This window comes from Mycolicibacterium obuense (genome assembly GCF_055397605.1).
Window position 1 is genome coordinate 5,548,491 of record NZ_AP043663.1, and the last position, 17,912, is coordinate 5,566,402.

Annotated in this window: 16 protein-coding genes and 2 pseudogenes; 7 read left to right on the top strand and 11 right to left on the bottom strand. The window is 62.6% G+C overall.

What is annotated here, in order from left to right; genetic code table 11:
• Nucleotides 1-139: 139 nt before the first annotated feature.
• From ACZ50N_RS26895 to ACZ50N_RS26905, 3 genes are all read right to left on the bottom strand, one after another.
• Complete coding sequence (locus tag ACZ50N_RS26895) at nt 140-706, bottom strand: hypothetical protein (RefSeq protein ID WP_464474232.1); 567 nt, start codon at nt 704-706, stop codon at nt 140-142.
• 217 nt (nt 707-923) lie between these two features.
• Nucleotides 924-1,475 (bottom strand): hypothetical protein, encoded by a 552-nt coding sequence (locus ACZ50N_RS26900; protein ID WP_464474233.1) that lies wholly within the window; start codon nt 1,473-1,475, stop codon nt 924-926.
• Entirely contained in the window at nt 1,472-3,097 is a 1,626-nt protein-coding gene (locus tag ACZ50N_RS26905) for an exonuclease domain-containing protein (RefSeq protein ID WP_464474234.1), read from the bottom strand. The genes ACZ50N_RS26900 and ACZ50N_RS26905 overlap by 4 nt, the downstream gene beginning before the upstream one ends.
• Nucleotides 3,098-3,302: 205 nt before the next feature.
• Here ACZ50N_RS26905 and ACZ50N_RS26910 point away from each other — a divergent pair, with 205 nt between their 5' ends.
• Entirely contained in the window at nt 3,303-4,043 is a 741-nt protein-coding gene (locus ACZ50N_RS26910; protein ID WP_464474235.1) for a DUF429 domain-containing protein, read from the top strand.
• Between the two features lie 186 nt (nt 4,044-4,229).
• On the opposite strand, the gene ACZ50N_RS26915 is transcribed toward ACZ50N_RS26910, so the two are convergent.
• Nucleotides 4,230-5,198 (bottom strand): IS481 family transposase, encoded by a 969-nt coding sequence (locus tag ACZ50N_RS26915; RefSeq protein WP_464475735.1) that lies wholly within the window; start codon nt 5,196-5,198, stop codon nt 4,230-4,232.
• Nucleotides 5,199-5,276: 78 nt separating this feature from the next.
• Here ACZ50N_RS26915 and istA point away from each other — a divergent pair, with 78 nt between their 5' ends.
• From istA to ACZ50N_RS26935, 4 genes are all read left to right on the top strand, one after another.
• Complete coding sequence (gene istA, locus ACZ50N_RS26920; RefSeq protein WP_464475736.1) at nt 5,277-6,491, top strand: IS21 family transposase; 1,215 nt, start codon at nt 5,277-5,279, stop codon at nt 6,489-6,491.
• Nucleotides 6,491-7,306: an IS21-like element helper ATPase IstB gene (istB, locus tag ACZ50N_RS26925; RefSeq protein ID WP_464474236.1), complete on the top strand. Its 816-nt coding sequence runs from the start codon at nt 6,491-6,493 to the stop codon at nt 7,304-7,306. Before istA ends, istB begins: the two co-directional genes overlap by 1 nt.
• 300 nt (nt 7,307-7,606) lie before the next feature.
• The gene (locus ACZ50N_RS26930) at nt 7,607-8,029 is read left to right on the top strand and encodes a hypothetical protein (RefSeq protein ID WP_464474237.1); all 423 of its coding nucleotides are present in this window, start codon (nt 7,607-7,609) and stop codon (nt 8,027-8,029) included.
• Between the two features lie 32 nt (nt 8,030-8,061).
• Nucleotides 8,062-8,703 carry a hypothetical protein gene (locus ACZ50N_RS26935; RefSeq protein WP_464474238.1) on the top strand — a complete coding sequence of 214 codons (642 nt, stop codon included), beginning with the start codon at nt 8,062-8,064 and terminating at the stop codon, nt 8,701-8,703.
• 91 nt (nt 8,704-8,794) lie between these two features.
• On the opposite strand, the gene ACZ50N_RS26940 is transcribed toward ACZ50N_RS26935, so the two are convergent.
• Nucleotides 8,795-9,052, bottom strand: coding sequence for a helix-turn-helix domain-containing protein (locus tag ACZ50N_RS26940; protein WP_464474239.1), 258 nt, complete (start codon nt 9,050-9,052; stop codon nt 8,795-8,797).
• A 60-nt stretch (nt 9,053-9,112) separates the two neighbouring features.
• Here ACZ50N_RS26940 and ACZ50N_RS26945 point away from each other — a divergent pair, with 60 nt between their 5' ends.
• Both ACZ50N_RS26945 and ACZ50N_RS26950 read left to right on the top strand, forming a co-directional pair.
• Nucleotides 9,113-9,814 (top strand): hypothetical protein, encoded by a 702-nt coding sequence (locus ACZ50N_RS26945; protein WP_464474240.1) that lies wholly within the window; start codon nt 9,113-9,115, stop codon nt 9,812-9,814.
• A 203-nt stretch (nt 9,815-10,017) separates the two neighbouring features.
• Nucleotides 10,018-10,233 (top strand): annotated as a pseudogene (locus ACZ50N_RS26950) (FitA-like ribbon-helix-helix domain-containing protein); the annotation flags it as partial.
• A gap of 313 nt (nt 10,234-10,546) precedes the next feature.
• On the opposite strand, the gene ACZ50N_RS26955 reads toward ACZ50N_RS26950, so the two are convergent.
• The 6 genes and pseudogenes from ACZ50N_RS26955 to ACZ50N_RS26980 form a co-directional block, all read right to left on the bottom strand.
• Nucleotides 10,547-11,704: a hypothetical protein gene (locus tag ACZ50N_RS26955; protein ID WP_464475750.1), complete on the bottom strand. Its 1,158-nt coding sequence runs from the start codon at nt 11,702-11,704 to the stop codon at nt 10,547-10,549.
• Nucleotides 11,705-12,406: 702 nt separating this feature from the next.
• Nucleotides 12,407-12,832 (bottom strand): annotated as a pseudogene (locus ACZ50N_RS26960) (TniQ family protein); the annotation flags it as partial.
• The gene (locus ACZ50N_RS26965) at nt 12,829-13,947 is read right to left on the bottom strand and encodes a TniB family NTP-binding protein (protein ID WP_464474241.1); all 1,119 of its coding nucleotides are present in this window, start codon (nt 13,945-13,947) and stop codon (nt 12,829-12,831) included. The pseudogene ACZ50N_RS26960 and the gene ACZ50N_RS26965, both read right to left, overlap by 4 nt.
• Nucleotides 13,944-16,064 carry a TnsB C-terminal domain-containing protein gene (locus ACZ50N_RS26970; RefSeq protein WP_464474242.1) on the bottom strand — a complete coding sequence of 707 codons (2,121 nt, stop codon included), beginning with the start codon at nt 16,062-16,064 and terminating at the stop codon, nt 13,944-13,946. Before ACZ50N_RS26970 ends, ACZ50N_RS26965 begins: the two co-directional genes overlap by 4 nt.
• The gene (locus ACZ50N_RS26975; protein WP_464474243.1) at nt 16,061-16,801 is read right to left on the bottom strand and encodes a TnsA-like heteromeric transposase endonuclease subunit; all 741 of its coding nucleotides are present in this window, start codon (nt 16,799-16,801) and stop codon (nt 16,061-16,063) included. Before ACZ50N_RS26975 ends, ACZ50N_RS26970 begins: the two co-directional genes overlap by 4 nt.
• Before the next feature lie 859 nt (nt 16,802-17,660).
• Nucleotides 17,661-17,909: a F0F1 ATP synthase subunit C gene (locus ACZ50N_RS26980; RefSeq protein ID WP_464474244.1), complete on the bottom strand. Its 249-nt coding sequence runs from the start codon at nt 17,907-17,909 to the stop codon at nt 17,661-17,663.
• Between the last annotated feature and the right edge of the window lie 3 nt (nt 17,910-17,912).

Genomic DNA, 17,912 nt, shown 5'->3' on the forward strand with positions numbered 1-17,912 from the left:
CCAGCTCAGGCCGTCTCCTAATCGCGCGTCACAACCTTTCGCCACGCCCAAACCGTTAGTAGCGCCACGAATCGCCGCGCCCAGACGATGGGCGACGACGGATGCCAGCGGAGCAGGAGGACCTCGCCTTCCGGGCGATTCATCCAAGCGACGCGCTCTGCTGGTCCCGCGACGCAGCACGGTCGATCCTTCGTCCAACCCAAGCTAGGTGGTGTTCAGCCACTCGCTGCCCGAGCCGGTGCCGTCCCCTCAAAATCCCCACCCGCGTCCGACCCTCTACCACTTGCAGACCATGCTCCTCAGAGATCAGCAGCTGACGGTCAAGAAGGATGGGCCATCGTTTCCAGGTGCCGTGCGCGTTCCAACACTGCGATACACCGATGTGGACCCCTTGATAACGAACGCGAATCCAGTGATCAGGGTCCAATGCGACTTCATCTATGTAATCGGCATCGGACGGTCCGGTCGGTATATCAAGAAATGCCTCAAAAGGAACGGCTTCGACATCCCACCGGATTATCCGAAGGTCGAGATCGCTGTAATCATCGAGGAATGAACCATTGGTGCCATGGTCGTACAGCCACTGCTCCAATACATCATCCGGCCAGCTCAAAGCGGCAACTTCCGGATAACTACGGAACTCGGCAAACCCAAATCGGGATTCACGGGCTCGGCGGGACCACGGCGCCGAGTCGGAGAGCAGCATCCTTAAATTCTCGCGCATGATCTATGCAATGGACTCGATCGGGTAGCGGGTGGCCGATTGGTCCCGGAATTTAATCGGCGGATGGCTGCTACAACAACCGCCGCCGCGACCGATAACACCCGAGTCAGTCAGTCAGCGCTACAGCTCGCGACCGTAGTCTCTGGTCGACGACGCCGGAGGTTCTTAGATCCGCAGTCCGCTCGTCTCAGCGCGGCCTTCAGCTTGCGAGTTGTATTGGAAGCGGCCGCTGACTCGTTTCTTTGCCCCTCAGATAACGTCTGGTCAGGCGCTGCTGCTCAAGCGATTCCCACGCCAGCGCAACGGTTTCGAGCCAGCGTGCGATGCCGAGCGCTGCCGCCACGTCGTCGGGTGCGTTCCGGTCTCGCGGCGGATCTCCCAAATCGATCGGGTTAGGCAGCCGCGGCCATGTCGGTGCAATCAGTTTTGACTTCGACTTCGCCATTGCCGTATCGAAAGCTGTTTGCAAACAGTGGATCTCGGCTTCGACAGATTCAACGACGAGTCGAAGATCGATGACGCCTGTGTGGCCCTCCGCGCCAGCACCAGCACAGGCCTTCGCTCCCGCTGGTGTTGCGACGAGATATCTCGACTGCGTCAGGTTCTTCAGTGTGTCGGTCTCGCTCGAATCGATCATCCATGCCCCGCACATGCGGGTCAGCCCGGCGTCCGCGCTGATGTCGACCTGCCACACCACGACCTGATCGTCAGCGGCGTCGACCACGGCGACCGATTGATACCCGGGCGTCACGAGGTCTGCAGCTTCGGCGCGCAGTCGGGGCACACCGTCGGTCTACGACCCCGCATCTTCGGTCGCTCCCACTCGGACCCGCAATCGGCGCAGACGAGCATCACCACGGCGGCCGCGACGGCAACCGCCGCGATGGTCGGAACCCGTTGCGCTGCTCCTGTCGTGCGCTGCAGGAGACCATCGCGTGAGCAGTCGACGCAGATCGAGCCGATCGACTGCCGCGGGGCCATCCACGATCCTCCGCACTTGATGCACACCATTGCCACCCCACTGGAGGCCGCTCGGGCCGAGGGCATAGCGGTCCCGTTGGTGAGTGCGGCGACGAACTCCGAGAAGGAGCAGATCGGAATGCCGGCCTGTCGGGCCTTGCGCGCCTTCGTCGACCGCGATTCCCCATCCGCGGCGACCACGACATCGGGCCCCTTTTTCGTCACCGACTTCGCGACGATCAACCCGTGCGTCTGCGCCATCTGCTCCTGCTCCGCACGGCTGACGCACTCGCCGTCGAGGCGTCCCTGTCCGGTGAAGCACACGGTCATGCCCGGCGTGAGTTGGAGGTGATCGACGACAGCCCGGAACGGGTCGATTCGGCTCATCACCGACTCCGTGTCGACCTGCAGCAGCGCGGCCGCGCGACACAGTTGGTCGTACTCGTCGTCGGTGACGACGCCGTCCTCGAGTGCGGCGTCGATGAGACCGTTCACGAACTCGCGGTGGGCACGCGCGACGCCACGCGCGTCGAGGCCGAGATCGCCCGCGAGTTCGCTCAGCGCCTCCCGCTCGTCGGGTGTCAGCTTCAAATCGGCCATCGCGCTGTCCAGCAGTTGGACGTAGGGAGCCACGTCGATGCTCGTGTGCATACCGCGCGCGAGTTCGGCCAGGTACGGCGCGGGTGGGAGCACCTCGACACGGCCTTCGCGGGCGTGCACACGCAGCGGAGTGACGTGCAGCGGTCTGGCGGTCGCCGTCGAGCACCCGTCGAGGTACTGGCTGCGGGTTGCGAACAGCAACCGCGCGGTGGCGCGCGCGTCGGCGATCGCGCGGTGTGCGTCGTCGAGCACGATCCCGTACTCTTCGCACGCTTGACCGAGCTTGCACCCGGTCGCGCGGAGCGTGTCGAGGCCCATCCCCCACTCGATGTCGATGCCTGCGGCCAGAAGTTCGTTGCCGATCATCCGCATGTCGAATCGGACGTTGTGTCCGGCGATTACGGCGCCGTTGAGTCGCGCTGCGACGTGATGAGCGACGTCGGCGAAGGTCGGTGCGGGATGCACCATGCTCGCTTCGATGCCATGGATCCATGTCGGCCCGACGTCGCGCAGCGGCTGGACGAGCGTCTCGAACTCATCGTGAACCCGGCCGTCGCAGTCCAGCGTCAAGATTGCGATCTCGACGATCCGGTCACTGTTGTACACACCGGTGGTCTCGACGTCGATCACCGCGATACGGCCATCCCGACCGATCAGATGCTCGATGCCCGTTGCGACCGTGTTCGCCGGATTAGCCGTGCTCGCTGACTCGCGGCTTGTTGTCGCCGTCCGCCCCGTCCACTGTCGACCGTCCCACCAGCGCAGATCCGCCTGACTCCACGGATCGTCGTACCAGCCAGCAGCTACCCCCATGGGTTCCCCTCCCCTTGCCTCGATGCCGAGGTTTGCCCAAAATACCGAGAGTCACCGACACGCACGTCCAAATCCCGCGATTGAGGACCGGGGCGCGTCCGCGCCCATCGCCATCAGGCGGCGATCCTGCAAGAGTGAATGCGATGAGTGAGCGCAATCTCCAGGAATCGCGAGTGAAGGTCAGGCAAGAGACGAATCGAAACCAATGCGCACCGTAGGCGTCGACTTGGCCGCACAACCCAAGGAAACGGCGGTCGCGACCATCGATTGGCATGATCGCGGCGCAACGCTCACCGACCTCGTCGTCGGAGCCGACGATCGTCGAATAGCTGATCTCACCGCAGCGGCGGATAAGACGGGTATCGACTCGCCGTTCGGTTGGCCCAGTACCTTCGTGGACTTCGTCAGCCGGCACCGAACGGGACAACCTCACGACACCAGACTCGACTCCGTCGATCATCGACGTCCGCTGCTGTGGCGCGTTACGGACTTTCACGTGAAGAGCCACACCGGACTGAACCCGTTAAGCGTGGCAGCCGAGAAGATAGCCATCGTGGCAATGAGGTGCGCTGGACTGCTGCAGCTACTCGGTGTCGTCGACCGAGTCAACGGGCCCGTGGTCGAGGTTTATCCCGCTTCTGCCCTTGCCTGCTGGTCACTCCCATCACGGGGGTACAAGGGAGCCAACGCACTCCCCGCACGCTCACTCCTTCTCGACCAGTTCCGCGAGTCAGCACCACTGCTCGACTTCGGCCGGTTCGAACAAGAGTGCAAGTTCAGCGATCACGCTCTCGATGCCGTTGTCGCATCCGTCGTTGCTCGAGCCACCGCCCTTGGACAGACCATTCACCCAGATGCCAACCAACTCGAACGCGTGCAAAGCGAAGGATGGATTCACCTACCGACAGCACGACTCGGGCAGCTTCTCGGAAACGCTTCGAGCTAGCGTCTCAGTGCGCGAGCACCACGATCCCACCAAGCAGCTCTACCGATACGCTCGACGATGGGTCCGTTTGCCGCACGTCAGCACGCCTGCCCACTTGGCGCTTATGGCTAGCCACGATTTCAGGCCGAAAGCAGGCCCAACTCGCTATGGACTACCCCGGTCAGGCACGAGTCGACAACCGCCTAGCTAGTTGTACTGACCTGAGAGGTTAGGTACACGGTTGGCTGGTGGTTGACCGCCGAGTGCGGTGTGGCCGCGGTGGTGATTGTAGGTGTGTAGCCAGCGTGGGTACTCCTGGCAGCGTTGCGCGTCGCTGGTGTAAAGCCGGGCATAGGCCCATTCGTCGGCCAGAGTCCGATGGAAGCGCTCGACCTTGCCGTTGGTCTGGGGCCGGTATGGACGAGTCCGACGATGTTCGATATCACCCAGGGCATCTCGGAAGGTATGTGATCGGTAGCAGGAACCGTTGTCGGTCAACACTTTTCGCACCATGATGCCGCACTCCTGAAACCATGTGTTGGCGCGTAACCAAAAGGCGGCGGCGGTGTCCTTGCGTTCGTCGGGCAGCAGTTCGGAGTAGACCAGCCGTGAATGGGCGTCGATGGCGGTGTGGATGAAGTGATAGCCGCGCAGCGGATGGCGGCGCGCCGAGCGTTGTCCCGAACTTTTGTCGGCCTGGGCGTTGCGGTTGCCTACCGTGCGGCCCAGCATCCGCCAGCCTCCGCCTGCGGGGATCTTGCCGAGCTTCTTGATATCGACGTGAACCAAATCCCCGCACGCCGCGGACTCCATCCGCCGCACCACGGCCCCAGTGGCGCGATCGAGCCAACGCAACTTGGCGATGCGGTAGCGGCGCAGCACGTTGTGCACTGTGGAGACGTTGAGCCGCAGTAGGTAGGCGATCCTGGCTGGTCCCCAGCGACGGGTCACCCGCACGCCGATGATGCGTCGCTCGGTGCGCGTGGGGGTGCGATTCGGGCTGCGATGAGGCCGCGAGCTGCGATCGGCCATCCCCGCCGCGCCGAGCTCGCGGTAGCGGTTCGCCCAGCGCGAGGCTGTATTCACCGATACCTGGAAGCGTTCAGCTGCGCGTCGCAACGCCCAGCCGTCATCGACGATGCAGCGCGCCAGCCTCAGACGGCCAGTTTCAGACAAAGTGTCGGCTCCGGTCGAGAAGTGAGCAGGTAGTTCCGGTCGAAAAGTGAGCACCCTTCTGATTGGAGAGTGATCACTGTGGAGGATTGGGCGGAGATTCGCCGGCTGTATCGGTCGGAGAACCTGTCGCAGGCTGCGATCGCGCGGAGGTTGTCTCTGTCGCGCAACACCGTGGCCAAGGCGATCAACGCTGAGGCGCCACCACGCTATGAACGCGCACCTTCAATGACGTCAGCGTGGGCGCAGATCGAGATGGCGGTGCGGGCGCTGCTCGGGCAGTTCCCGACGATGCCGGCCACGGTGCTGGCCCAGCGGGTCGGCTGGACTGGCGGGCACTCCTGGTTCGCCGAGAACGTCGCACGGATCCGCCCCGAGTACGCCCCGGCCGATCCCTGCGATCGGCTGGTTCATCTGCCCGGTGAGCAGGTGCAGTGCGACCTGTGGTTCCCCGGTGCGCTGGTACCCGATCACGCCGGGGCGCTGCGGTCGTTCCCGGTGCTGGTGATGGTCGCAGCCTATTCGCGGTTCATCGCCGCGATGATGATCCCGTCACGGGTGACCGGGGATCTGTTGGCCGGGATGTGGCACCTGCTGCAGGATGTCGGCGCAGTCCCGCGAACACTATTGTGGGACAACGAGTCCGGCATCGGTCAACGCGGCCGCCTGGCCGAGGGTGTCACCGGGTTCTGCGGTGTGCTGGCCACCCGGCTGATCCAGACTCGACCCTACGATCCCGAATCCAAGGGGCTGGTCGAGCGGGCCAACGGATACCTGGAGACCTCGTTCCTGCCCGGTCGGACGTTCGCCTCAGCGGCGGACTTCAACACGCAGTTGTGGGCGTGGCTGAACTCGGTCGCCAATTGCCGCATCCACGCGACCACCGGCCTGATCCCGGCCGAAACGCTGTCCGCCGATCGGGTGGCGATGACCGCGCTGCCTCCGGTGGCCCCGACCACGGGCACCACGGTCGCGACACGGCTTGGTCGCGACTACTACGTCAGCTGCGGCGGTAACGCCTACTCGGTGCACCCGGAGGTGATCGGCCGGATGATCACCGTAAGGACCGGTCTGGACCGGATCACCGCCTACTGCGGCGACCGGCTGGTTGCCGACCACGAACGACTCTGGGGCACAGCCGGTCTCGTCACTGATCCGGAGCATCTTCGGGCCGCTGCGGTGCTGCGGGAGCAGTTCCGAGCTCGTCCCGCCGCGGGATCGCATCTGACGGTAAACGTCGAGGTAGCCGATCTGAGCGCCTATGACGCGCGGTTCGGGACCGGGGAGGTCGCCTGATGCCCGCTAAACGCTCCCCGTCAGCGCCGGGTGACGCCGACAAGCTGATCGCCCATCAAGCACGTCTTCTCAAGGCTCCACGCATCGCCGCGCACTACCACCGGCTCGCCGAGCAGGGCCGTGACGCCGGCTGGTCATTGGAGGACTACCTCGGCGCGGTCCTGGCCGTGGAATCCAACGCCCGCGCGGAATCCGGAGCACGCCAACGCATCCGATACGCCGGTTTCCCGGCGATCAAGACGATCACCGACTTCGACTTCACCGCACAACCCGCACTCGACCGCGCTCAGATCGCCCGACTGGAAGCCGGCGGATGGCTTTCCGAAGCTCGCAACATCGTCCTACTCGGTCCACCTGGCACCGGCAAGACCCATCTGGCCACCGCGCTGGCGATCGCTGCGGCCCACGCCGGGCACCGTGTCGCGTTCGCCCCGGCCACCGGCTGGATCACCCGCCTGGCCGAAGCCCACCGCACCAACCGCCTCGAGGCCGAACTGCGCAAGATCAGCCGCTACGGGCTCATCGTCATCGACGAAGTCGGCTACATCCCATTCGACACCGAAGCGGCCAACCTGTTCTTCCAGCTCGTCTCCACCCGCTACGAGAAATCGTCGATCATCTTGACCTCCAACCTGCCGTTCTCCCGCTGGGGCCAGGTCTTCGGCGAGGCCACCATCGCCTCGGCAATGATCGACCGCATCGTGCACCACGCCGACGTCATCGCCCTCAAAGGCGCCAGCTACCGCATCAAACACACCCCGATCGACACACTGCCCTCCGTGGAAGCCGATCGTCAGGCAGACTCAACCCCGTAAACCTGCTCACTTTTCAACCGGAGCAGGCCGCTCAGGATTCAACCGGAGCCGACACAAAGGGGCATTACGGTGGACCACGAAGACCTCCGGAGTGAGTAGTGCGTTCCTAAGCAGCTCGCACTTCACTCGGAGGTCTTCGTCTTGTCACCTCACCACGCCGTCCCTAACGTCCGTGGTCAGTACAGCTAGTTGGCTGTGTCATGACTGCTTTCGACTGAAAGACCATCGAAATCGAGCGGTCAGGCGTCCCGCCGCTTGGTACAAGCGAGATCACATGTGCCTCCCTGTGAGAATCAGTCCATGGGCAGCCGTGCCGACTCCGACGAGCATTACGTCCTCGACCTTTGCGACGAGATCCTCGGGATTCGGGGATGCCGCCAGGCGACCTTTGACTGGCTACGCGGAGACCCATCTCCCAAACGGCTGAGAGGCACGCGGCTCCCCGTCGACGGGTACTGGCCAGACCTAGGTTTAGTCGTTGAGTTCCAGGAGGAACAGCACTCGCAACCTTCGTCGTTGTTCGACCGCCGGCACACCGTCTCGGGGGTCGGCCGAGGAGAGCAGCGCCGCCTCTACGACGCGCGCAAGCGCACTCTAATCCCCGCGCACGGATTACGGCTGGTGGTAATCGAGAAATCCGCCTTCGCCGTGAAGTCGAAACGAATCACGCGTGTCCATACGCAGGACGTCGCCGTTGTCCGTCAGCACCTCGATTTGGCCTGATTTTCCACTCGTAGCTTCTGAGAGACGTCACCATGAAAACCGTTGCGCGATTCCCAATGTCCATGCTGGCCGCCGTTCTTGTCGGTGTCTCGCTGGCTGCGTGTACGCCGAGCAACCAACCAGCAGAAGAAACGTCCGTCCCGGAAAGTTCCGACGTTACCCCCATCCCTGGAGGACCCATGGAAGCTACGCCTGCCGTACCGTCGCCGAAAGTTCCTGCGAGTCAACAGGAAGCGCAAGACACTGTGCTTCGCTATCTGCAGGACACCGTGAACGCACTGCCGCCAGGCAGCAGTCTGGACGGGACCCGCTACGTCGCCGGCGGCGACACACGCTACTGCGACGATGATCCAAGCGGGCCCGATGCACCCGTCCGGTTCTCGGATTGGCGCGACATCCAAACGCCAGCCGAGATGGACTTCACCAATCTCGTCAGTGAGGTCGGTGACGTATGGAAAAGCTGGGGCTGGCAAGTCATCGAGCGCGACGGATACGAAAAGCCGAACCGCTTCGGATACGCCCCGGACGGCTACGTCCTCCAAATCACAGCGAGCTATCCTCCGACCTACCCACCAAGCGTCATCGCCGCATCACCCTGCTACCCAGGAAATCTGCGGCGTGACGACATTCCACGCAATCCGCCCGTCATCGCACAGCAAGCCGCTACGCGCTGAGCCGCGGCCGTTCGGTCGACCTCGCTGTTCAGCCAGAAACATTGAGCTTGGCCGCGATGTTAAAACTCCCCCACGCCGACCGCTCGTTGCGTTATCGCTCGCGCAGAAGGGTTTCGATCGGCACCCGCAGTGCACGCGCCAGATCGTAGACGCGCTCGAACAGCAAACCACGCCGGCCATGCTCGACGTCGATCAGGACGTTCCGGGTCACGCCCGAAAGAAGGGCAAGCGACTCTTGTGACATACCCTGCTCGGTCCGTGCGTCACGGATGTTCAGGCCCACCATCTGACGTAGCCGCTCCCACTCGGCGACCCTCTGCGGATCGTTCTGACTGGGACGAGTTGGCACGCAGACAGGAAAGTGGTGTCCGCAAACAATGTCTGCCCTACTAGTAGTACATTAGGCCTGGTGTCGGACCTGGAAGCCGCAAGAACTGCGGAGTTCGCGACCCCTGACGGCATTGAGGTAATGGATCAGCTATGCCTGGTGCTCCTGGAATGCCTGCTGGTCGCCAGTGACATACAGAAGGACGTCAGTCTCAACCTCGACAAACTCATCAGCGGACTCGGCGCGATTCAACACACGGCGCGGTCAGCGTTTCGCGCGGCCAGTCTGTTGAACCAGCAGGCTGAACTGGAGGCCGCGTGGAGCGACTACTTCTCGCGGCCTAAGGCAATCTTTGCCCGTCACCATGCCGCCGTCAGATCGGGAGCCCGCAGGGTCCGGCCGCGCGAGCCCGCAGCATCGCTATTCGATGCCCTGATGGACGACGCAGCACCGATTGACGACGGCACCGAGCTAAGGGCTCCAAGACCGTCGTGTACGTCGGTCACCAAAGCACAACGGGCGTGCAGTAACTCAGCCGTGTATCTCGGCTCCGGTGAGTTTGCGCAACACTGCTACAGCCACTTGACAGCAGTGGAACGTCGTCGCTTCGATAAACACCGCCGCGAAACCGCAGCTCTTGAGGACCACCTCCTCGATATGCACGCCCAGCACATCGCACGGGCCGCCGAACTCGTCCGACTCGAGTGGCAGCGCAAGCGGCAAACAGATGGAACCTGGATCGATACCCAGGCAGCTTGGCAGCGCGCAGGCGAGTTTCATTGATGAACAACGCCTTTCGTCCGAGGAAGCACTAGCCATCGCGGAGACCGCCCAGCCCGACTCGGGAGATCCTGCGCGCGGAGTCGTTCGTCCGCGGATTCGGGAGTCGATGTAGGCGGCTCAGTCCGGACCAGTTCGGGCAGGAATCCGGTGGGCGCTCTAGCGACAAACTCCGAAGCCCGGCCTCGGCTGATATCGTCGCTCGTGTGGAGCCGCTCGTGATCCGCGACCTTCCCGAGGGCTCTATGGCTGCACTGCGAGCGCGCGCCGCGCGTCACCGTCACTCCGTCGAAGCCGAAGTCCGTGCGATCCTGGCCGATGCGTTGTCGGGTGAAGATGCTCCTATGTCGGTACTCCTCGGCGCCGACAGCGGCCATGACGTCGAGTTCGAGCCCGAACGCCTCGACTCCGTGCCCACCACCCACGCCCAGCGGACGTTTGGGCAACTGCCGAGCCTGTCTGTGCCCGCGAACTTTGACGAGCCTTTACCCGACACCGAACTTGCGGGCTGGGAGGGCGAGGAATCGTCGTGAGCATCCTGTCTAGCACCATCGTCGTGGGTCCCAGGTGCTACCCGGGACGACTCGCACAGTGGTGCAGCCTCCTCGGCATTTCGTTCGAAACTGCATGTGCCGCTACGACTTTGCGGCCAACTCCGCCGCCGTGGTCCGCTGATTTGGTACGAATCGCTCGGCAAGCGAGACACCGGTGAGCAGTGCTGGGCGATAGGGACGATTAACCGACTGCCTTTCTTGTACCGCCACGGGGCCGCAACGGAATCCCGTGCGCTCTTGCCCACCGAGCAATTGTCGACGCACCTACGCCTTGGTCACGAGCGAGCTCCGGAAGCGTCCGTCCGCGGACGATGTACTCCGTATAGAGCCACTCGCGCTCGACATTGTGCTTCTGGGACCGTCCGCCAACGCGTAGGTCGATCTCGTAGTCTTTCGCCAGTCGCGCCATGGTCTGTCTGCTGACGCCGGCGATCTCGGCGATATCACGCAGGCTGTTACCCGCCACGTTGTAGTGATCGATGAACCGGTGGCGCGGAAAGGCCTTCCTAGCAAGGAAATAAGCACTGTGGTCCCCGTCGCGCAGTGCGGGGCAGGGATAGGCACTCAGGAGGTAGCGGGCGACCTCTAGTTCGATGCCGGCTCGCTCAGCGGCGCGGCCGAGCGGCAACCCGTCCTGCAGATAATGGTGGAGCGTGTCGACGTCCGCCTCATCCGGGTCAATGCCTGGCAACCGAAGTCCGGCCAAGCACGTCGACGGAGGTTCATAGCGGACGGGCTCGTCGTGGACATTCTGGCTCGCGAGGAACGCACGAGCGTGAGCATCGAGCGCGTCGGCGAGCGCGGGCGTCAGGTAGTACGGGAAGTCGGCAATCTTGCTCCGCACCATCGGTTTCAGATCTTGGACTCCAGTAGGTGCCCCGGAAATACGCTCTTCCAAATAGCAGCGGGCTACGGCGGCCCGGGCCGACCCGTGCGCTGCAGTATCGGTCTCTCTGCAGATGCGAAACCAGACGTTGTCCGGTAGCAACGTGCGGTAATCCAGTGCGCGTCTGCGCGCGTAGTCGATGGGGATGTCAGTGTCGTACAGGTATTCGGAAAGGCGACTGAAAGCGCGGCTGATGTCCAGCCATTCTGGCTGCTTGTGGAGCAGTTGCAGAGCACGGGAAGCACCCTGCTCGTCAATGGGACTGCGCATGATGCGCACGCTGTGCTTAAGCACTATTCGTGCACCGACGAGGAGCAGTGCTACCGACAGCGCCGCGCGAAGTTGGCGCTGGTGGCTTCCGCGGATTGCCAGCGGTAGCGACAACTTCGGCCACAGAAGCGTGGGGATCTTGCGGGACAGCTCCTTGACTTCGCGGGCCGTCTTGGATGGCACGGAAGGCCACGAACTAATCGTCCGGTATCGGAGCTGATCGCTTGGTTTGAGCGTCGGGCCAAGTGCTGCGAGCTCGACGGCCCTTGATATTCCTGGAGTCCAGAGCAGATTGGTAGTGCAGGGCAGGGCTTTCCGCGTGCGCATCGCCTTCGTCAACCAACGGAGCTCGTTTGCCGCTGTTTGCACGTCTGGTTGCTCAAGGCAGCGAAGCGCAGCAAGGACTCCGGCCGCGGTCAAGCTTGCGGACCGGGGCGATCGAATCCTCAGCTGCCTAGAGTCACTGCGGCGTGTGGCGGTAGGGAGTTGCGGGTGGTCGCGGCGATAGGCGTTGAGCAGGTCGCCGGCGATGAAAGGTTCGAGTTCGTCCGGTGTCGCGTAGGACAAGGCTCTGATGGCGATTGCCCTCACGGAGGACAACACATCGCGGCCCCCTTCATCACACCGGGCGTGAAGACCCGACCCCACACGCTTCCCGGCTATGACGCCGTCGATCCATCGCTGCGCCATAAGGACGGGATGCGCCTCGTCGTTGAACGTGAGAGTCTCAGCGATCGAAAGGTCGATCCCGCACCGCGCGTCTTTGGGGGTTCGGACACCATCCGCAGCTTCGCATCTGGCCGGCTTCGGAATTGGGTCGAAGCGGCGGGGCCGTTCCACTACGCGGCTTCGGCACCCAGGGCAACCGTCAGCAAGCAGGCATCGATGCCGGAGACACGCGAAGGTCCATCCTAGCCGCCAGGTGAGCAGCCTTCGGCCGCCGGATTCCGAGAGACACTGCGGACAGAATCGTGAACCTGCTCGTGGGCTCCAGGGGAAGTTGTTGTCAAGGGTCGTGCGCGTGTTATCGATGGCCAGTGCTCGTCCTTCGTAGTGGGAAAGCGTCATTGCAGCGAGCGTGGCTGGTTCGATGCCCGTTGCTGCGTGCAGTGCGGATTGCTGATTCATCGTGATCGCCACCATCCACTGCGGTAGACATCGGACTGGTGCAACACCACCCAGGCCGACGGCGGTGAGCAGATCACCCCAACTCGTGTGAGTGCGAGCAGCGAGAGCTTCTAGCCAGGAATCGAGTGCCTCGCCGTCGATGGGCTCGACGTTGATCGGGATGCGCCGCGCGGTGATGCTCATGTTGCGCCGACGCGGGTTGTGATCTTGCCATTGGTCAACGCCGACTCAAGCTCTCTACGTGCCTTTTCAGCCGCGGCGTCGTTCTTGACCAAATCGAGCAGGTCCTTGCTAAGGCGTTCCTCGCCCGTACGTACGGCTCGCTGGCACCCCCGGTTGATCAGAGTCATCAGGGAGCCGATATGACCGGTGGAACGGGCCCAGAGGTAGTCCGAGAGTTCATCTGCGATCATTCCCGGGTAACTTCCGGCAAGGACTATTCTTCTTTCTAGTGTCAGGAGCAGTTGTCGCCAGCACTGTCGCGCGGATTTCGTCTTGATATCGAACGAATCCATGGTGAGTCGTGTTGTGCGCCTCCCTGTTTGGGCGATAACAGCGTCTTGATAGGACTCTCCCTCGGAGAACAGTCCCTTGGCCGCTAACCCGACACCGATGTACATGATCGTCACCGGGAACTCGTTCGCGATGTACTTGAAATGATTGCTGATCTCGACGCTTTGGCTGTTTCCCCATCGCAAGAAGTGCAAGTCGTCGATCATCAACAGTCTGGTCTCGCAGCTCAACACGCAGTCGAGTACTCGATGCGCAAGCTGCGCTGCCGTACCGCGGCTGATGCCAGGGTGCCCGAAGTACCCGAGCATCGCCCGGTTGAAATCCAGCATCCCGGTGTTACCGGCGAGGCCGACGCGGCAAACTGGAATCCGTTCGTGGCCCTCAGCAGTCGTATGCCCGTACTCTGCGATCTCCCGAATGTGAAAATCTTTGGCGAAAGCCAGCGCCGCAGTGGTCTTGCCTAACCCCGGGAAACCATCAACGGCGACTGCGCTTTTCGGTTTGTCACCGGTCTGTAGGTTGCTGTCCACAATGTCCCACAAGTCCTCGTGCAGATTCGCCAACTGTGGGGTCCTGATCGGCCCGAGGTTCGCATGCCAGTGGCGCCGTTGCGCGTTGTACTTCGCCAACTGGTCATCGTTCAGGTTCATCAGCTCGAATTGGGTTAGTCGCTCGGGCGCCGAAAGGATAGGACTGTTGGCGAACGCGAACCAGCCTTCCTTGCGCGACAGGGTCAGATTGTCCAGGGTAGGTGGCTTCCGGCGGACGCGCGGTGCTGTCGTCACGCGTCCTCCCAGGCGTCGGCGTAGAAGTCCTCAGGACTGTCGTCGTCATCATCGGGGTCCGTCGCTGTCTCGACGGGGGTGGGTTCATCCGCCCCCATCCCGGCTGATTCGGACAGTGCATGTCGAACCGACGGCAGCTTCGACGTTGGTTCTGACTCATCAGCGGTTGCTGCACCACGCAATTGATCATCCCGCGATAGGCGAAGCACGATTCGCCGCTCAGCCGCGGATCTACCCAGGCCAAGATTCCAACGCTCGAGGAGCAGCTCCATGGCTAACTCGTCATTGGGGTAGGTGTACTGCTGTTTGGCCAGCTTCCGGCCGTATTGCAGTGCTTCGTCGCTGAAGGGAATGTCGAGTGCGCCGGCGTGTTCCCACACCAAGGTGTGCCAGGTACGACTGTCGGGATCGCGGAAGTAGATCCGGGAGATGTCGTCGGGGTGGCAATGGACCGGCCACAATCCTCCTGGGTAGGGGCTTCGTTGGTGTTGACGCCCATTGAGGACTCGGCCTTTGTATCTCCGACCGTCGATCTCGATACCGTAGGGCTGGATTGTCCGCTTCTTGACAGCGAGGAACTCGTAGGCCAGGTCGGGGTTGCGGGGTGCCTCGATATATCCCGCCCGTGCGAGCCCGTGCTCGAACATCGTGACTGGCGAGAGTTCGAGGCCCGGCAGCGCGGCTTCGATCAAGCCGGCGTGTGGCCTGCGGTGGTACACCACCGCGATCCACTCGCGGATGATTGCTTCGAGTTCGTTGATGTAGAAATGTCTCTCTGATTCGGGGTGTCGGCCCCGGGAGTGGATATCAGGGCCTTTGTACCCGGGCAGAAGCTGTAACAGGTCTTCACGGATTGTGCGAAAGAAGCGTTCGATCGGTCCTTTGTCTCGCCCAGTTCGTAGGCGTGCCGGCTGAATTGAGATACCCATCCGCTGGCAGACGCTGTTCATGTGATCGGAGGCGTACACCTTTCCGTGATCGACGATCAGCGTTTCCGGGACGATGGCTGGGCCGACCGCGCGGACGCCTTCACGTTCGATGCCGTTGGTATCCAGGAGAACGGAGCAGGGGATTCCGTGTTCTGGCCAAGTCGCCTCCGGGGGCCATGTAGATGGCGCGGCCGGTGGCCGGTAGGCCTGGTACAACACCGTCGCTACGTCTACGGACTTGGTGGACACCGGCGTCAGACGCAGGCCGACGATGCAGCGTGTGTACCAGTCCATCGCCACGGTCAGCTCCACCTGACACCACCGCAGGGTCAGAGGGTCCATCGCGAACACATCCAACCTGGTTGTGTCCATGAGCATGTATTCCCCCGGCCGCGTGGGGCGCAGCTTTCCGTAAACACCGGGGTTTCGCTCAGCGATGTCACGGTTGCGTTTGGTGCTCAATCGGAAGGTTGGATGCTTAGTTTCCAGTTCGGTCAGCATCCGAAAGGCAGTGGCACGGCTAGGTAATGGCACGACGTCGGGCCCGAAGCGAGCAATCACGCGAGCGTTCGTGCGCTTGATTACCGCGGTGCGGGAAGGGCGCGATTGATCGACGCTTTCCACCATGACCTCCACGGCGGCATCCCGCCAGCGGCTGTCCACACTCGGCATGGATTTCACCCTGACCCCCTTGCCTCTGGCCAGACCTGCCTCCCCGTGCGCCCGGTATTCGGCCACCATCCGTTGGATGGTGCGCATGTCGACACCGAGTTCGACGGCCTTTGCTGCGTACCGTGCGCTCAGCGACAGCGCTGGGTCGTACTGCGGCTTCGGCTCGTCGGTGGTGGAGGATCCGCCAACTTCGTCACGAAAACCCGTAAGGACTTCCCGGATGTGGCGAGCGCGATCGCGGACCGCGTTGCGCTCCGCCTCGTTGAGCGTGCCCAGGATGGTGGCGGCAACGTCCTCGACCGATTCATCGTCTCCCGCGTCCCAGGCCTCTTCGTGTGGTTGCTCAGACCGGTACATCAGGATGTCGCTAAATGCGACAGCACGAATTTGGTTGGTGCCGAGTGATTTAACGATTGCGATGTTGCCGCCGGAAGCCGTGCGGATCTCAACGATTTCGATCAGTTCGCCCTGGTAGGTCAGACGGGCTCCAGGGCCGACTCGTCGCCTATGCTTCATGAGTTCGGCACCTCGCGTAGAACAGACGACGCTTGCAGTGTGGCACTCAGGTCCGTGCGTATCGCCCCGCGCCAGAGTAGATGACACACACCGGCATGGGCGAGAGGTTGTGGCCATCCGTCGCAGGACTGGATTGCCTGCTGGATCGAAAGCCCATCGATCTCGCTGCCGCGGAGCTTTTCAACGACGCCAGCGTTCATCCGGCGCTCATCACGGTATCCGGCGAGGAAGCGAAGATTCGCGAGTTCAATTGGCGGCGGCTCGGTCCACACTTCGTAGCGCCACCCCAACTCCTGGATGAGTTCCCGCGTCCACTTCAGGGCGTAAGAGACTTTGGGTGCGGTTGCGCGGGCCATTGGTTTGACGTCGACCACCACCGGCCCGGGTGATGTTAGGAGCAGGTAGTCGGGGATGCGTCTCCGCCTCTCGCCGTCCACGACCGACTCGATCAGGAAGGGCTGGGCGACAATAGAAGTCACTTCAGGGTCGAAGTCGGCGTAGATGAGCCTGGTTAGCTCGAGCCGGGATTCATAGATCACATGATCTTGCATTGTCGCGGACCAGTAGGTCCCGGAGTAGTGGCGCTGCCCGTACCACCACCGGAATGTCCGCCAGGGTTTGAGCGAGCACGTTGCGACGCCGTTCGCGTCATCCCAGTCGACTGTTTGGACGGCATCGTCATCATGAGTTTTGAAGGAGAGGGACGCGGCGATCGGAGCAGTGCGAAATTCAGCCACCGGTAGCACCGCCGCGGCGCTGAGGTGTCGACACACTTGTCGGAGCGTTGACATGGGCGCAGGAATGCGTTGCAATCATGAGGTCCCTTCGGAGGGGCTTATCTGGAACTGCGGCTCTCAGGGCCGCAAGCGAGGGGTCGGGTGCCAGCCCGGCCCTTCGCCATATCTGGGGCCGCCGCTAAGGCGGCGACTTCTCTACGCCCCCGAGTCGCATCCCCTCCGTCCGTCGCTGGGTTTGGTGGACTGGTTCAGACCAGCAGAGGCTTCTCGGCACGAATCATTCACTAAGGCAGAGGTTTTCGGCTGCGAGCGGAGGCTTATGTAACCGGACTCGATGAGTCTAGATCCGGCTTCTGACAGGGACACGTCCCAATCGTCGGCGCAGCGGTACGCGGCCTCAGCCACTTCGCGCGGTAGGCGGAATTCGACACGGACTCGATCTCGCGGACCTAGCGTGGGTCGGCTCATTTCCGCACCTTCCTGACCGCGGGGCACTTTGGCACCGGTACCGTCCCGGTGAAATGCCGATCGCCTAACGGCATCGAACACCCCGTCACGGAAGATTGGGCGCACTTGCCGCCGATTCGAATTACGCGTCGCAGCAAGATAGTTCGACGAGATCAATTCACGCACCACGCCGCAGTCCGTGTGTGCTTTGAATGAAAGTGCAGGTCACCGGCGCCCAAATACCCCATCGTTTAGGGGTTGCAAGAGCCGTTCCAGGACAGTTGATTCAGTCGATGTGATCTGTGTCACATCCAAGAACCGATACCCGTCAGTGCCTCTCTACGCGTTAGGTTCTCGCGCCCACGAACAGTTCGCACCGACTCGGGAGGGCTGCCGCGAGACCACCGATGTGCTATCTGCCCGGCGTGGCGAAGACGAACAGGGCCATGAAGGCGATGTTGATGAAGTAGATCGCTTCGACCAGCCCGACGGTGATAAGAAACGGTGTGAACAAACGTGATTGCGCTTCGGGTTGGCGGGCAACGCCTGCGATGAACTGCGATCCGGCCATTCCGTCCCCGATACCTGCACCGATGGCGCCACCGGCCAGGATGATGGCGCCGGCCAAGAGTGCGTCGCCCACGATGGGGTCAGTCGGCATGAT

Excerpts from the sequence above, each read along its gene's own strand:
- ACZ50N_RS26895 (WP_464474232.1), bottom strand. The coding sequence starts at position 706 with ATGCTGCTCTCCGACTCGGCGCCGTGGTCCCGCCGAGCCCGTGAATCC.
- ACZ50N_RS26930 (WP_464474237.1), top strand. The coding sequence starts at position 7,607 with ATGGGCAGCCGTGCCGACTCCGACGAGCATTACGTCCTCGACCTTTGC.
- ACZ50N_RS26905 (WP_464474234.1), bottom strand. The coding sequence starts at position 3,097 with ATGGGGGTAGCTGCTGGCTGGTACGACGATCCGTGGAGTCAGGCGGAT.
- ACZ50N_RS26935 (WP_464474238.1), top strand. The coding sequence starts at position 8,062 with ATGAAAACCGTTGCGCGATTCCCAATGTCCATGCTGGCCGCCGTTCTT.
- ACZ50N_RS26980 (WP_464474244.1), bottom strand. The coding sequence starts at position 17,909 with ATGCCGACTGACCCCATCGTGGGCGACGCACTCTTGGCCGGCGCCATC.
- ACZ50N_RS26970 (WP_464474242.1), bottom strand. The coding sequence starts at position 16,064 with ATGAAGCATAGGCGACGAGTCGGCCCTGGAGCCCGTCTGACCTACCAG.
- ACZ50N_RS26910 (WP_464474235.1), top strand. The coding sequence starts at position 3,303 with ATGCGCACCGTAGGCGTCGACTTGGCCGCACAACCCAAGGAAACGGCG.
- istB (WP_464474236.1), top strand. The coding sequence starts at position 6,491 with ATGCCCGCTAAACGCTCCCCGTCAGCGCCGGGTGACGCCGACAAGCTG.